The following is a 15,628-nucleotide window of genomic DNA, read 5'->3' as shown; positions in this document are numbered from 1 at the left end:
CCTCCACAGATTAAAATCCCGGTATCACTTGCAAAAAGTGATACCGGGATTTTTTCGCTTAAGCTTCTGCGGCCCTTTGCCGAATTCCGGGACGCGCCGGGCGTCTAGCCGTGCTGCGGGCTCGGGTCGCCGATATGGCCCTCGGCGCTGGCATCCAGCACGCGGGCGACAAAAGCTGCATACTCACCCATGTAGTGCTTCAGGAAGTCGGCCGTCGAATGATTGAGCACATTGCCCTCGGCGTCGAAGTCTTCCTGATTGAACGCCAGATAGACCTCGGGGGAGTTCAGCTGCGGGGAGTCGAGGAAGCTGAGCACGCCGCGCATCGAGGACTGCATCACCGCGGTGCCGATGGCACCCATTGAGGCTCCGACAAGTCCGCTGGGCTTGCGGGCGAACGAGTTGGTGCCCCATGGCCGTGAACCCCAATCGATCGCATTTTTCAGCGCACCGGGAATCGAGCGATTGTATTCGGGGGAGATGAACAACAACCCGTCCGAAGCTTCGATGGCCCGTTTGAGTTCGGTACCGACGGAAGGGTAATCCTCGTCGTAATCGTAGCTGTAGAGCGGCAGATCCTTGATCGGGATTTCGGTGAATTTCAGATTTTCCGGGGCCAGTTTGATCAGGGCCTTGGACAACGTGCGGTTGATGGAATTCGTGGCTAGCGAACCGACAAAATAGCCGATGCTGTACTGTCTCATGTCCCCAGTTCACCACCGTCGCCGGCATCCGTCTAGAGATTTTCGAAGAAGAAATTCGCCGGGCATCATTTCCTTGCGGCGCAATAGAATGACGCACGCCGAGAGCCTGCGTCATTCTATTGCGCCTCAGGTCAGCGACTACTGCAGGGGATCTTTCGGATTGGGCAGCCGATAAACTTTTTCATCATCCACCGACTGCACGCCTTCGACTTGCTGCAGCTGGGCACGCAGTTCCTCGTTGCCGTGACCGATCACCTGGCCCAGTGTGCCAAGTACCTTGTTGATCCGCAGCCCGGAGGCTTCCAGCGAACTGACCACCTGATCGATCCGAGCGGTATAGGTCGCCGTCACGGTCACGACATAGGTGTGCGAGGAGGCTACCCGATCATCGGATGATTCGCTCATGATCTCCGCGCCCCTAAGCTTCGGCCGGTGGCGGAGCTTGGGTGAGGCCTGATCCAACATCCACGGAGAACAGCTCCAACCGCTGGGCTTCCTGCACGAGCTCCGCCCACAACTCCCGCGCCCGGAAGCCGGTGGCCTCGGCAAGCAACGCCGCGATGCCGGCCACATGCGGGGTAGCCATGGAGGTGCCGCTGATGGTGTTGTACCGTTCGGCCCCCGGCCACGAGGAATAGACCGCTACCCCCGGACCGCAAATATCCACCTGGCCGCCACGGCCCGGCAGCGTGCGAGCGGAGAAGTCGGCTATGTCCAGCGTGTTATCCAGCGCGCCGACCGCCATTACGTAGGGGCTGTTGGCCGGTGCGCCGACGAACCCTGCGTTCCCCTGCGAGCGTTGGGCGTTATTGCCCGCCGCGGCGATGATCAGCGAACCGAGTTCCAGCGCCCGGCGTCCGGCGGTCACATAGGGCGGGTGCACCTGCGGCACATCGGCCCCCAACGACATGGAGATCACCTGGCATTCATTTTCCAAGGCCCAGTCGATACCGGCCAGGATGGTTGCGTCAGACCCGGAGCCGTCGGCGCCAAGCACCTTGCCCGCGTAGATATCCGCCCCGGAGGCCACGCCGTAGCCGCGTCCGTCAGCCAGGGTGCGCGGCCCGCAGGAGGAACCGATGCAATGGGTGCCATGTCCGTGGCCATCTTGGGCGTCCTCACCCTCGACGAAGGACTTGGACACCACCGTGCGTCCGGCAAAGTCGGGGTGGGCCAAATCAAAGCCGGTGTCCAGCACCGCCACCTTGACGCCGGCGCCGGTGAATTTGGAGTCGACCGCGGCTACCGCCTGCAGGCCCCAGGTCGCTTGGTCGGTGTCGTTGAAAGAATCGGAGGGCTGCGCGGCGGGCTCTGCCGACAAGGCGTAATAGACCATCTCGGGGACCACGCGGGTTGGCATCCGCCGGCTGGCGCAACGTGCCTGGAACTCGTCGAGATGCTCGGCGGCGCTGCTGACCACGGCAATGCCCAGCCGCGGGAAGTATTCGGTCAAGCCGTAGCCTTCGGACTCGAGAATCTGCGGGACATCCTCGGAAAGCGCGCGGAGTCCAACGCTTGCGCTCTCGGTTTGTTCGGCCGAATCGAAGACCAGCACGTAGCGACCAGGAATAGGGGTAGCGCTGGAACGGAGAAAGGGAACCTCTGGGGTGAACATGGTCGACTCCTTCAGAACAAGTCAGCTTCCAGCTCCGCGCCGCTAGGTGAATTCATCCGCTGCCGAAGCTGTGGGTACTTAGCACTGTACAGCTCTTGGTGTGCGCGTCACCACGATTTGGCATGAAACTTTTCGGCCTGCGCACTGCGGGGTTAAAACTGCCAGAAGATCCAGTGGATTGCGCTCTGATATCGGTCGAGTCGGAGATGAATGAATATTTCGCCCAGAATCGTGCCGCACAGAAGAGATGAATTTTCTCTCAATTACTTGACGTCTGGATTTGCGGATCAAGCGCCGGGAATCCGTGGAAATCTGCGGCTACGGCAGCGCGGGTTCTTCGCTAAATTTGTTTTTAGTCTCGACAAACGCACTAGTCAAGGTCGAATCAATGGTCAACCGAACGAGATTTCGAATATTTTTCGCCTGTGCGTGTCACGCAGAGCAAAGCTGATGCACAAGGCGCCGAACCCACAGGGATAATGGGACTAATTTTCCCGGTTCCACTTGTATCTTAGTCCGCGACGCATAAGGGTGTTAAACCATAGGGCAATACTCGCAGCAAAGGACAACTTACGATGACGCGAAATATAGACGAGGTCGAACCTCCCGAGAATCCGGATGGACTCGGGGTGGACGAGACTGTTTCGGACTCACCGCATACCGCGCCGATTCCGGTGCATATGCACATTGCCGAAAACGACACCGACGAACAGATCACCGCTAAGCTCCGCCGCCAAGGCGTGCGTTTGGGCAAGGGCGGAATCGCGCCAGCGGTCTTCTGGCCGTCATTGATCGTGATCGTGGCCGTGGCGCTTTTCGCCATTTTCCTGCCCAACGCGGCGGATACGGTGTTCAAAGGGGTCCAGAACTGGATCGTGACGAACCTGGGTTGGTACTACATGCTGATCGTCGGCGGCTTCGTGGCCCTGGTGATCGTGATCGGCTTCTCCAAGCTCGGGCGGATCACGCTGGGCAATGACGGGGAGAAACCGGAATTCGGCTTGTTCAGCTGGTTCGCGATGCTCTTCGCCGCCGGCATGGGCATCGGCCTGGTGTTCTACGGCGTCGGTGAACCGCTGATCTATGCCACGGTTGACCCGAAGCCCGGATGGGAAGGCACCGAAGCGGAGCTGGCAGGCCTTGCCATGGCGCAGACCTTCATCCACTGGGGCCTGCACCCGTGGGCCATCTACGCCGTGATCGGCCTGGCCCTGGCCTACGCAATCCACCGCCGCGGCCGTCCGGTCTCCATTCGCTGGGCGCTGGAGCCGATCCTTGGCGATCGCGTCAAGGGCTGGTTGGGCGACGTGATCGACGTGCTGGCCATCTTCGGCACGGTCTTCGGCGTGGCTACCTCGCTGGGCCTTGGCGTGCAGCAGATCAGCTCGGGCATGGAGGCCATCGGCCTGGTCGACTCGGTGGACAACACGCTGCTGGTCATCCTCATCGTCATCATCACCTTCCTGGCCACCATGAGCGTGGTCAGTGGCCTGGGCGCCGGCATTAAGTGGCTCTCGAATATCAACCTGTCCATGGCGGGCCTGCTGATGATCAGCGTGCTGCTGCTGGGACCAACCTTGTTCCTGTTCCAGAACTTCGTGCAGTCCATCGGCGTGTATCTGGCCAACTTGATGAACATGACCTTCGACGTAGGAGCATTCCAGCAGGGCGAAGCAGCGCAAACCTGGTTCTCCAGCTGGACTGTCTTCTACTGGGGCTGGTGGATCGCTTGGGCGCCGTTCGTCGGCATCTTCATCGCCCGCATCTCGCGCGGGCGCACCGTGCGCCAGTTCATCACCGGCGTGCTGCTGGTACCGACCATCGTCGGGTTCCTCTGGTTCTCGGTGATGGGCGGCTCGGGAATATTCCGCCAGTTCTTCGGCGCCGGGGATATGGTCCAGGACGGTGCGGTTTCCGCCGAGGGGTCACTGTTCCAGATCCTCGGGGACCTGCCGCTGGGATCGATCCTCTCGGTAGTGGCGATCATCCTGGTCGCGATCTTCTTCATTACCTCCTCGGACTCCGGCTCGCTCGTCGTGGATATGCTCGCCTCCGGCGGACACCCGAATCCACCGACCTGGTCCAGAGTTCTCTGGGCCGTGCTCGAAGGCGTGCTGGCCGCTGCACTGCTGATGGCCGGCGGACTTCAAACGCTCCAGGCGGGCTCGCTGGCCACGGCGCTGCCGTTCAGCGTTATCCTGATCCTGATGGCGGTGGCCACGCTCAAGGGCCTGCGCCACGAGAGCAAGGCCCTGGAAGTCATCGAGGCGAAGCTTCGGCTCGAAAAGGTCACCGAACATGTCTCCGACGAGCTGTGGGGCGCCCTGGATGACCAGCCGGAACTGCGCCGTTACGTCGATGACCGCATCGACTATCGGGTGACGCGCTCGCGCGGCGTTTTCGGCCGACGCGATGAAGGTAGCGGAAAGGCCCAGCATAAAAGGGGAACCGAGCAGTAGCAACGCCTTTCGGTAGGCTTTGAACGTCGGCTGGCGAGCCGACCGCATCTTGCGGTCGGTTCGCCAGCTTTTTCGTTACCGGTAGCTGAACGGCGCAAACCTTGCCAAGCGGGTCATGGAAGTGTGAGGATCGAAGAGACAAGCACTAATCAACTGCCGGCGGCAACATGCTTGCCGCCGGCAGAAGTTAAGGGGTGTTCGATGAGCCAGGAATCAATCGTCATCGTTGGTGCGGGTCTTGCCGCGGCCAGCGCCGTGAAGGAACTGCGCAGCTTGGGGCACACCGGGGCGATCACCCTGATCGGCGAGGAGCAGGAACTGCCCTATGAGCGGCCGCCCCTGTCCAAGGGCTACCTCCAGGGCCAGGAGAAGCTCGAGGACTTCACGGTTAATACCGCGCAGTGGTATGCGGACAATGAGGTGGAACTGCGGCTCGGGGTGCGGGTCGAGGAAATTGACCGGAAAGCACAGACGCTGGCCCTCGCCGATGGCAGCAGCGTCCCGTACGGCCAATTGGTCTTGGCCACCGGCGCCCGCCCGAACCTCGGCGGCGCCCATCCCTTCGCCGGCCATGACCTGCCCGGCGTGCACGTGCTGCGCACCGTACAGCAGGCGCATGCACTGCGCGAATCGCTGGACGAAGACACCCAGCTGGCGGTGATCGGTTCGGGCTGGATCGGCATGGAGGCCGCCGCGAGCGCCCGGCACCGCGGGGCGCGGGTCACCGTGTACTCCCCGGACGAGGTTCCGCTGGGCAAGGTCTTCGGCGACCGCTTCGGACATCACCTGCTGGAGCTGCATCAGCGCAACGGGGTAGACGTGCGCACAAGCACCCAGGTGGAAGCGATAAAGGAAACCGGCGGACACCTCGAGGTGGTCAGCAGCGCGGGAACCAGCCGCGCCGACGTGGTGCTCCTGGCCATCGGCGCGGTGCCGAATATCGAATTGGCGCAGCAGGCGGGGTTGGAGACCGATCGCGGGGTGATCGTCGATGCCGCGCTGCGCAGCTCGGATCCAAAAATCCTCGCAATCGGAGACATCGCGCAGGCCTTCAACAGCGCACTGCGCCGGCAGCTGCGCGTGGAGCACTGGGATAACGCCATCCGCCAGGGCAAGCTCGCCGCCGCGACCCTGGCCGGGAAGGACGCAAACTACGATTGGGCCCCGTACTTCTTCACCGACCAGTTCGATCTGGGCATGGAGTATGTCGGCTATGCGGCGCCGGAGGACACCACGGTGGTGCGCGGGGACACCGAATCGGGGGAGTTCATCGTCTTCTGGCTCGATGGCGGAAAGCTCACCGCGGCGATGAATGTGAACATCTGGGATGTGAACGAGACCTTGCGCGGATTGCTGGGACGGAGCATCGCCCCGGAGCGGCTCACCGATCAGTCGGTGGAGCTGGGTGAGCTCTGAGCCGCGCCGCGTAGCTGCTCCGCGCGGCGGTGCGACCCGTAGGGCGTGAGGTCGACGCTGCCCGGCGGGCCCCACACCACCAGCACCCGCAGCTCCGCGGGCCCGGTGTTCGTCAGGCCATGCAGCTCGGCGGGCCCGGCGAGCACCGAGTCCCCGGAAGCCAGCTCATAGGTTTTTGTGCCCACGCGCATGCGGCCGGTCCCTTCCAGCACCTGGTAGAACTCGACCAGCTGCTCGCCCTGGTCGTGCCGGTGGAGTCCCTCGAAGCCGCCGGGCGGGATCACCCAGGTTTGAATGGCCACCGGCAACCCGGTGTGCCCGCCGAAATGGTGGTGCAGCAGCATTTCGCTGCCCTCGTGAAGCCGGTAGCCGAAGCCATCGGAGTCGCGTTTTTCCAGCATCTTTCCTCCGTGACGGTAGCGCTAGGCCAGCTGGCGGGTATATCCCATGCGCTGGCTGATTTGGCGTGCCGTGCCTACGCACGCGGTGATCAGTTCGTCCAGGATTTCGGGCGTGATCCGGAAGAACGGTGCCGCGATCAAGACGCTGGCGACTACCTCGCCGCGATGATTGAATATCGGGGCCGCCACACCGACTTCCTCTGGTGAAGTTTCGCCGTAGTTCACCGCGTAGCCCCGGTTTCGTGCGACGCTGATCCGATCAAGGAATTGCTCCGCCGAAAGATCGCCTTGCAGGAGGATGCTGCCGTTCTCCAAGAGCTCCCGGGTGCTATCCGGAGTCTCATAGGCTAGAAACAGCTGAACCGTTGCGCTCAAGGCGGTGTTGTAGCGGCTGCCCATCGCGGAAGTGTGCTTGACCGGCCGCGAGGAGGGGATCTGCTCCACCGACACCGATTCGTGGCCATCCCAGATGTTGAGCACCGCGGTTTCCCGGACGCTCTCAGCGAGTTCCTTCAAGGGCAGATATGCCGTCTGGCGCACGTCGAGATTCGCCAGCAGCGGGCCGGCTATGGCGATCAATCCCAATCCCAGGCGGAATTTCCGGGTGGGCTCGTCGCGTTCCACGATGCGTTCCTGAACCAGTGCGGCAAGAATCCGGGACACGCTGGATTTATGCAGACCCACTTCCGCCGCAATCTCCGTCACGCCAACCAGCTGCCGCTCGACGGTGAAGCAACGCAAAACATCAATCACGTTGACGATCACCGATGCGCCGCGGACTTCGGGAGTCCGCTCGTCGTCGACGTGTGGTGCGCCCGATCCTTCGTTCTCGAATGCAGTCATGATTTCCTCAACCTGTACGTGCGGGTAATTCAGCTAATCCTAGCTGGCCAAAGAGCTAAGCTAGCGGCTTCTTGCTCGTTTCGACGGAGAGCGCCACGGCAATCAGCGAGACCACCGCAGCGCCCATCAGATACCAGCCCGGGGCAAGGACGCTGCCCGAGGAGGCGATGAGCAGAGTTGCGACGAAGGGCGCGGTGCCGCCGAAGAGGGCATTGGAGAGGTTGAAGGAGACGGCGAATCCCGAGTAGCGCACGCGGGTCGGGAACATCTCGGCCAGGAAGCTGGGCAGGGTTCCATCGTTCAGCGTCAGCATGGCGCCGAGCAGGACCTGGACCAGCAGGATCATGGCGAAGTTGCCGGACTCCAGCATCATGAAGGCGGGAACGGTGAACAGCACGAACAGCACCGATGCGGTGATCAGCACCCGGCGTCTGCCGAAGCGGTCCGAGAGCAAGCCGGTGAGGAAGATGAATCCGATGTACGTGGTCAGGGCCACCGTCGTCGCGATATAGGCCGAGGTGCGATCCAAGCCCAGCTCTTCGGACAGGTAGGTGGGCATGTAGCTGAGGATCACGTAGAAGCCCACGGCGTTGAGCAACACCGCTCCGGAGGCCTGGAGAAGCTGGCGCCAATGGTTCCGGAAGAGCGATGACACCGGAGTCTTGGAGGTATTCTCCTCCTTGGAAAGTTCCCGGAAGACGGGGGAGTCCTCGAGCTTGGTGCGGATGTAGCGACCGATGAGGCCCATCGGCGCGGCGAGCAGGAACGGGATGCGCCAGCCCCAGCTCTGCATCTGCGCCGGGTCCAGAAGCCCGGTGAGCAGGGCCGCCATCAGCGAGCCGAGCAGCAGGCCCGCCGCGGTGCTTGCCGGCACCACCGCGGCATACAGGCCGCGGCGATTGGCTGGCGCGTATTCGACCAGGAACGCCGAGGCCCCGGCGTACTCCCCGGAGGCGGAGAAGCCTTGCACCAGGCGAAGAGCGAGCAGCAGCAAAGGTGCGCCGATGCCGATGCTGGCGTAGCCCGGCAGCAGCGCGATGGCGAAGGTCGCTCCGGACATCAGCAGGATCGACCAGCTCAGTGCCTCGCGGCGCCCCACGCGGTCACCGATGTGGCCCCAGACGAAGCCGCCCAGCGGGCGGACCAAAAATGAGATCGCGAACAGCCCGAAGGTCAGCAGCAATGCCGTTTGGGGAGCCGATTCGGGGAAGAATACCGCGGCAATGGTCACGGCGAGATATCCGTAGGCCGCGTAGTCGAACCACTCCACGAAATTTCCGATGAAGCTGGCGGCGACCACCTTGCGGCGGGTCTGCGGGTCGACGGAAGCCGATGCCGGGCCGTTATCGGCCGAGAGTGCGGCTGCTGCGCCCGGTGGGTTGTTGTTGCTCTGGATCATGGGAGATGCCTCTGCATGGGGGCGGCGCCGGCCGCTTGGCCGCGATGCCGCGGGGATATCAGGTGGTGTCGGAACGCCGTTCGGAGCCCGATACTTGGCGCAGCGCCCGTGCATGCTGCGCATCAGATGGTTAAAGCAGCCGCGGGGCGGGGTTCGGGCCCCGCCCCGCGGTTATCGCTTGCCCTTAGGCATCGATGATGTTGTTCTCCGGACCGAAGCCGAACTTGGTGATGTTCTCGACGCCACCGTCCTCGCCGATGACCAGGATGTCGTGCTCGCGGTAGCCTCCGGCGCCCGGCTCGCCGTCCATGACGGTGAGCATCGGTTCCATCGAGACGACCATGCCCGGCTCGAGCACTGTGTCGATGTCCTCGCGCAGTTCCAGGCCGGCTTCGCGGCCGTAGTAGTGCGAGAGCACGCCGAAGGAGTGGCCGTAGCCGAAGGTGCGGTTGGGCAGCAGGCCGTGGGAAATGTAGATCTCGTTCAGTTCCGCGGCGATGTCCTTGCAGACCGCGCCGGGCTTGATGAGCTCCAGTCCGCGCTTGTGCACCTCGACGTTGACGTTCCACAATTCCAGGCTGCGGGCATCCGGCTCGCCGAGGAACAGGGTGCGCTCCAGCGCGGTGTAGTAGCCGGAGGTCATCGGGAAGCAGTTCAGCGAGAGGATGTCCCCGCGCTCAAGCTTGCGGGTGGTGGCCCAGTTGTGGGCGCCGTCGGTGTTGATCCCGGACTGGAACCAGACCCAGGTATCGCGCACCTCGCGGTGCGGGAAGGTCTTGGCGATCTCGTGCACCATCGCTTCGGTGCCGATCAAAGCTACTTCGTATTCGCTGATTCCTTCGCGGATGGCTGCCTTGATGGCTTCGCCGCCCAGATCGCCGATGCGCGCGCCGTGCTTGATGACTTCGATTTCCTCTGCGGACTTGATCATGCGCTGGCGCATGGCATCCTGCGAGACATCCACCAGCGCGGCACCACTGAAGCTGTCGGCGATCTGCTGGCGGGTCAACCCCGGCAGGGCGTCGTCCTCCACGCCGATCCGGGTCGCCTTCACACCGTCGCGCTTCAGCGCTTCCTGCAGGCCGTAGAAGAAGTTGTCGCGCTTCCAGTCGGTGTACACGATGTTCTCGCCGTAGCTGGTGCGCCATGGCATGCCGGCATCGATGTTCGCGGTCACCGTGGTGGAGTTCTTCGCGGTCACCACGAGCGCGTAGTTGCGGCCGAAGGTGGTGTACAGGAAGTCCGAGTAGTACTTGATGCCGTGGTAGCTGGTCAGGATGACCGCGTCCAGGGACTTGGCCGCCATGATCTGGCGCAGTCCGGCCAGGCGGCGTTCGAACTCGGCATCCGAGAAGGTCAGCTGCTGCTTGGCTCCGTTGTGCAGGGTCTTCAGTCGCGCCAGCTCGGAAACGTTGGTGGCGGTGTTTGCGGCGGTGGTCATGGTTTTGGCTCCTTGTAAGAAATGAAGTGTCAAGGTAGGCCGGCCCAATCAGATGGATTGCGAGGATTCATGGGAATCGCCGGTGAAGAGTTTACGAGTTGCAATGAACGCAACGTCGTTGCAAGAAGACTATGTGTGCTGCGGATCACTGTCAAGAAGTATTTTGGAAACCCTGCAGGCCCAAGTAAAAGAATCGGTGTGACTTGGAATGATCAATGCTTTCAGCGGAATGGATGAAGGCCGTGAGGCTCATTGTTTCGAGCTTCACGGCCTTCCTGGATGTACGGGTTTGCGCAGAACTAGCCCTGCTCGCCGTCCTTCGGCGCCTTCTTGCGGATGGCACCCTCCCCGTCTGGATCCGGGACGAAGACCAGGCTTGGATCCGGATTATTGATGTCCTTCTCCAGCTGCCTGATCGCCTTGTCTCGTTTGAGCAGCCGGCGGATCAGGTTGATGATCATCAAGATGATCACGAAGGAGAAGGGGAAGGCGCCGATGATCGTTCCGGTTTGCACGGTATCGACCACCGCGGTTCCACCCATGGTCAGCAGCACGGTCGTCACCGTAGCAACGGAGAGCACCAAGACGACACGGAACACCGGGCCGGACTTGTGCGGAGCCGAAACGAACTCACTCAGCGCATAAATCCCGGAGTCCAGCGAGGTGACGTAGTAGGTGGCAACCAGCACGGTGGCTACGACCAGCAGGACGGTTCCGATGACCGGTACCGAATCGAGCATCGCAAACAGGCCCGAGGAGGTATCGGCGGCCACGGCGTCGCTGATGCCGCGGTTGGACTGGTCGTCGTAGTAGATGGCGGCCGAACCGAGGATGGCTACCCAGACCATGACGATCAGCGATGGAATGATGGTCACGCCGAGAACGAATTCGCGAATGGTTCGTCCGCGCGAGATCCTGGCGATGAAGCCGGCCACAAATGGCGAGAATGCGATGACCCAGCACCAGATGAAGACCGTCCACCAGCCGTTCCAGCTGTCCTTCCAGCTCTCCAAGGTGGTGGCAGCCAACCCCGAATCGGTCCAGAGGCTCATAGTCGCGAAGTTCGTGAAGAAGCTGCCAAAGGTCTGGGACATATTTGAGATGATGAACAGCGATGGGCCGAAGACCAGTACCGCGGCGATCAAGGCGATGCTCAGAATTGAATTGAGCCCGCTGATCCGGGCCATGCCCTTGTTGATTCCGACGATGGCGGAGATCGAGGTGATGCCCGCGAAGACCAGGATGACCATCAGCCACATCATTGGGGTGGCGTTCAATCCGGTGAATGAGGTGAGGCCGGAGGAGAATTGCATGGCCGCAAAGCCGAAGGAGGTGGCCAGGCCGAGAACCGTCGCGATAATAGCCAGCAGCTCGATGACGACGCCCGCCCCGCGGCGCGACCAGCGCGGCAGGATATCAACCGTCGCCTCGCGGAAGGTGAGCGTCTTGCCCAGATTGTGGTGCGAATAGGCCAGGCAGACCGCGACGGCGCAGTACATGGCCCAGGCCGTCAGCCCCCAGTGGAAGTAGGTCCAGACGATGGCCCCCTCCTGGGCGCCATTCGGGCCGGATGGGATGACCGGATTCTCCTCGCGCAGCATGATCGGTTCGGCAACCGACCAGAAGATCAGCCCGATGCCCTGCCCGCAGGCGAAGAGCATCGAGTACCAGGCGAACTTGCTGTGCTGCGGTTTCGCCAGCGGCCCGCCAAGGCGGATCTTGCCCACGCGGCTCATCGACAGCCAGATGCAGACCACCACGGTGAACACGGAGTACAAGATGAACAGCCAGGTGAATTTCCCGGTCACGAAGGTGCGCATTTCGGAAATTGCGGCGGAGGCGGATGCCGGGTTGCCGAGCACCCAGATGATCACCGCAAGGATCAGCACCGGAGGGATTACGCGGATCAGCAATCGATCGATGGGCGGAATGTGCCGGCCCATGAATCGCGGAACCTCTACCTGTTGGCTTTCCCGGTCTCCTTGGCGCATGGCCTTGCCTGATTTTTTCCGGCCCTGGGACGTTGAGTGATCCACCGACATGCTAGTTCGCCTCCAGGGGCATGCCGCCGAGCAGCAATTCGTTCTTGAGGGCGTCGGCCACCTGGCTCGTGACGGTTTCGAAAAGCAGCCGCCCGCGCTCGGCGGTCGCCCCCTTTGCCGAAGAGAGGCAGCCGCTGTCCGGCGTCCGGGAGGGGTCTTCGGGAAAAATGTCGTAGGGGGTGAGCTTTGCCGGTGGGTGGTCGACAACGCGATCCATCTTGACCAGTGCGGGGTGCAGCAGCAGCATCAGCGACGTTTCGAGGATGCCTCCATGTTCTATGTCCCAGCCGAGGAAACCGTCCGGGAAGACCTTGGACAGGGTCTCTTCGTCGACGAAGTCCCAGTAGGAAAGCAGCATGGCTCGGGCGGCGGCTCCGGGGTTGCGGGTCCTGGCTACCGCGTTGTCCAGGCCCTCGTAGATGAATTGGTAGTTCTCAAAATGCCCATTGAGCACGACAACATTGTCGAACCCCTGGGCTATGAATGAACCGACAACATCTTCAACCATCTGGCTGAGCGAGCAACCGCCGAGGCTGACGGTTCCCGCGCGGTGGTTGCCGCCGCCGGAACGGGGCTGTGATTTGTAGCCGTAGCAAAGCGCCGGAGCGACCAGTGCTCCGGTTTTTTCTGCCACGGCGCCGGCGATGGTGCGTGAGAGCATCGCATCGACGCCTAGCGGCATGTGGGGTCCGTGCTGTTCGGTGGCTCCGGCTGGAATGATAATGGTGGATCCGGTGCGTGCCAAGTGCTCCGCGTAGGTTTGGGCATCAAGCTCTTCGATGAATACTGAGTGCATGGAAATCTCCTGGCCACAAGGGGCGCCGAAGCACCGCGGATGGGACTTGTTCTGTTTCGGAGTCTGGTTGCAGTAAACGCAACACTGTTGCACTGCATCATTTCAGTGGCTCAGGTCACAGTCAAGGCCTGGCGTGAAATAATTTGGCGCACGGATGCACGTTGAAGGCATGCCGGATACCGGCCCGGAGGGATTGCGGCGAGAAGCGCCGCTAGGCGCCAGGGCGCGAGGAAGTTGCCGATTGGCCTCCTGGAGGTGCAGGCGATCGGTGTCATGCATTGCGGAGTGCGGCTCGGCGGGGAAGTCCGCTGAGCCATTCGTTCCGCTGGCGGTCGCGCGCGGGGATGGCTCTTCGGCGACGAGCCGGGGTGGATCGGTGGATTTACAGGACCGCGCGCACTGACGACTCAAAGTGCACGATATGCTCCAGTGCCAGCTCTTCGGCCCCGTGGACGTCGCCGTCCAGAATGGCTTGGAGCAAATTTGCGTGTTCTGAGATGTGCTCTTCAACCGTGGGCATTCGCTCAAGGGTCATGCACCAGATGCGTGTGGCCAGGTTGTCCAGTCGAATGAGGGTTTCTTCGAGGTGGTGATTGCCGGCCGCGCGATAGATCAGCCGGTGGACCTCCAGATCGTTCTCCATCAGCTCGCGGCGGGCAGTGGTCGAGTTCAGTGCGCCGACCGCCCTGACCGTGTCCTCCATCCGGGCACGGACGATCCCGCCGTGCAGGGCGGCGGCTTTTCCTGCCGCCAATGGCTCCAGGGCCTGGCGAACTTCGGTGATATCGGCCAGTTCGGTAATGTCAACGCGCGTGGCGAAGGTTCCGCGGCGCGAATAGGACTGCACGAGATGGTCGACTTCGAGGCGCTTGAGCGCCTCGCGCAGCGGGGTGCGTCCAAGGCCCAGCTCTTCGACCAGCCGGGCTTCGTTGATGGGGTCGCCCGGGGCGATGTCCATCATGATGAGCCGATCGCGCAGTACCAGATAAGCGCGTTCGGCCATGGACTCGCCGCCGCTAATCAGCTGAGCTGTCATGGTCATCGTGTCCTCCGAATTCCCGGCGCCATTGTGCCGAAATGCTATGCGTCAAAGAAATTCCAGCTAACCCATTGACTGGGTGTGACTCCCATCATACAGTGAATTACAGATTGATATATCAGTTGTCGGCAATTCATACATTTAGGAATGGGCAATGACTCAAACTACCTCCCTCGCTGCGGATTCGCTGACCGAGGATCTCGGAACCCTGGACCCGGAGATCGCGCAGCGCATCGACGCGGAGCTGGCTCGCCAGCAGCGTGGCTTGGAGATGATCGCTTCGGAGAACCATACCGCGCAGGCCGTGATGCAGGCGCAGGGTTCGGTGCTGACCAACAAGTACGCCGAGGGCTACCCGGGCCGCCGTTATTACGGTGGCTGCGAAGAGGTCGACGTGGTGGAGACGTTGGCGATCGAGCGTCTGAAGGCTTTGTTCGGTGCGGAGTATGCCAATGTGCAGCCGCATTCGGGGGCGCAGGCTAACGCGTCGGTGTTCCATGCGCTGGTTCGCCCGGGGGATACCGTGATGGGCCTGAACTTGGCTCATGGCGGTCATCTGACCCACGGGATGAAGATCAACTTCTCCGGTCGTCTGTTCAACATCGTTCCTTACGGTGTGGATGAGCAGACCTATGAGGTGGATATGGATGAGGTGGAGCGTCTTGCCGTGGAGAGCCAGCCGAAGATGATCGTGGCTGGTTGGTCGGCGTATCCTCGTCAGTTGGATTTCGCCCGTTTCCGTGAGATCGCTGACAAGGTCGGTGCGTACTTGTTCGTGGATATGGCGCACTTCGCTGGGTTGGTGGCTGCTGGGTTGCATCCTTCGCCGGTGCCTCATGCGCATGTGGTCACCTCCACGACGCATAAGACTCTTGCCGGTCCGCGTGGTGGCATCATCCTGACTAATGATGCTGATATTGCCAAGAAGATCAATTCGGCGGTGTTCCCTGGTCAGCAGGGTGGTCCGTTGGAGCATGTGATTGCTGGCAAGGCGGTGGCGTTCAAGATTGCTGCGTCGGCGGAGTTCAAGGAGCGCCAGGCGCGTACGTTGGCTGGGTCGCGGATTCTGGCTGAGCGTTTGGGCCAGGGGGATGTGGCGGCTAAGGGTATTAGCGTGCTGACCGGTGGTACGGATGTGCATTTGGTTCTGGTTGATTTGCGTCATTCGGAGCTTGATGGGCAGCAGGCCGAGGATTTGTTGGCGCAGGTGGAGATCACGGTGAATCGTAATGCGGTGCCGTTTGATCCGCGTCCGCCGATGGTGACTTCGGGTTTGCGTATTGGTACTCCGGCGTTGGCGACTCGTGGTTTCTCGGAGGCTGCGTTTGGCGAGGTGGCGGAGATTATTGCGCAGGCGTTGATTGCTGGTGCTGATGGTGATACTGGCGTATTGCCGGAGTTGAAGGAACGTGTTTTGAAGTTAGCTGCCGCTCACCCGCTGTACCCGAACCTGCCGAAGATTGGAGCATAATC

Annotated in this window: 13 protein-coding genes; 3 read left to right on the top strand and 10 right to left on the bottom strand. The window is 61.9% G+C overall.

Features of this window, described 5'->3' with window-relative positions:
* Positions 1-104 precede the first annotated feature (104 nt).
* The 3 genes from ACT3TP_RS12455 to ACT3TP_RS12445 all read right to left on the bottom strand — a co-directional run bounded on the left by ACT3TP_RS12455 (position 105) and on the right by ACT3TP_RS12445 (position 2,319).
* Positions 105-704, bottom strand: a complete 600-nt coding sequence (locus tag ACT3TP_RS12455) for an NADPH-dependent FMN reductase (RefSeq protein WP_096286646.1) — start codon at positions 702-704, stop codon at positions 105-107.
* 138 nt (positions 705-842) lie between these two features.
* Entirely contained in the window at positions 843-1,109 is a 267-nt protein-coding gene (locus ACT3TP_RS12450) for a hypothetical protein (RefSeq protein WP_096286648.1), read from the bottom strand.
* A 13-nt stretch (positions 1,110-1,122) separates the two neighbouring features.
* Entirely contained in the window at positions 1,123-2,319 is a 1,197-nt protein-coding gene (locus tag ACT3TP_RS12445) for a S8 family serine peptidase (protein WP_096286650.1), read from the bottom strand.
* 575 nt (positions 2,320-2,894) lie between these two features.
* Here ACT3TP_RS12445 and ACT3TP_RS12440 point away from each other — a divergent pair.
* Positions 2,895-4,778 carry a BCCT family transporter gene (locus ACT3TP_RS12440; RefSeq protein WP_096286652.1) on the top strand — a complete coding sequence of 628 codons (1,884 nt, stop codon included), beginning with the start codon at positions 2,895-2,897 and terminating at the stop codon, positions 4,776-4,778.
* 201 nt (positions 4,779-4,979) lie between these two features.
* Positions 4,980-6,194 (top strand): NAD(P)/FAD-dependent oxidoreductase, encoded by a 1,215-nt coding sequence (locus tag ACT3TP_RS12435; protein WP_096286654.1) that lies wholly within the window; start codon positions 4,980-4,982, stop codon positions 6,192-6,194.
* Here the strand turns inward: ACT3TP_RS12435 and ACT3TP_RS12430 are convergent.
* The 7 genes from ACT3TP_RS12430 to ACT3TP_RS12400 form a co-directional block, all read right to left on the bottom strand.
* Positions 6,167-6,595, bottom strand: coding sequence for a cupin domain-containing protein (locus tag ACT3TP_RS12430; RefSeq protein ID WP_096286656.1), 429 nt, complete (start codon positions 6,593-6,595; stop codon positions 6,167-6,169). The genes ACT3TP_RS12435 and ACT3TP_RS12430 overlap by 28 nt on opposite strands.
* A gap of 21 nt (positions 6,596-6,616) precedes the next feature.
* A complete protein-coding gene (locus tag ACT3TP_RS12425) occupies positions 6,617-7,438 on the bottom strand; it encodes an IclR family transcriptional regulator (RefSeq protein ID WP_096286658.1) in 822 nt (273 codons plus the stop codon).
* 55 nt (positions 7,439-7,493) lie between these two features.
* Positions 7,494-8,837: an MFS transporter gene (locus ACT3TP_RS12420; RefSeq protein ID WP_096286660.1), complete on the bottom strand. Its 1,344-nt coding sequence runs from the start codon at positions 8,835-8,837 to the stop codon at positions 7,494-7,496.
* A gap of 184 nt (positions 8,838-9,021) precedes the next feature.
* Positions 9,022-10,278: an aminopeptidase P family protein gene (locus ACT3TP_RS12415; protein ID WP_444616620.1), complete on the bottom strand. Its 1,257-nt coding sequence runs from the start codon at positions 10,276-10,278 to the stop codon at positions 9,022-9,024.
* A gap of 299 nt (positions 10,279-10,577) precedes the next feature.
* Positions 10,578-12,269 (bottom strand): BCCT family transporter, encoded by a 1,692-nt coding sequence (locus ACT3TP_RS12410; RefSeq protein WP_444616644.1) that lies wholly within the window; start codon positions 12,267-12,269, stop codon positions 10,578-10,580.
* A gap of 52 nt (positions 12,270-12,321) precedes the next feature.
* Complete coding sequence (locus ACT3TP_RS12405; protein ID WP_444620699.1) at positions 12,322-13,116, bottom strand: creatininase; 795 nt, start codon at positions 13,114-13,116, stop codon at positions 12,322-12,324.
* A 382-nt stretch (positions 13,117-13,498) separates the two neighbouring features.
* A complete protein-coding gene (locus ACT3TP_RS12400) occupies positions 13,499-14,158 on the bottom strand; it encodes a GntR family transcriptional regulator (protein ID WP_444620698.1) in 660 nt (219 codons plus the stop codon).
* Between the two features lie 151 nt (positions 14,159-14,309).
* Between ACT3TP_RS12400 and glyA the strand changes: the two genes are divergently transcribed.
* Positions 14,310-15,626, top strand: a complete 1,317-nt coding sequence (gene glyA, locus ACT3TP_RS12395) for a serine hydroxymethyltransferase (RefSeq protein ID WP_444620697.1) — start codon at positions 14,310-14,312, stop codon at positions 15,624-15,626.
* Positions 15,627-15,628 lie beyond the last annotated feature (2 nt).

The organism is Glutamicibacter sp. AOP38-B1-38 (assembly GCF_052377485.1).
In the GTDB taxonomy this organism is placed as follows: Bacteria; Actinomycetota; Actinomycetes; order Actinomycetales; family Micrococcaceae; genus Glutamicibacter.
The sequence above is the reverse complement of the archived record's forward strand: the minus strand, read 5'-3'. Positions and strand labels throughout refer to the sequence as shown.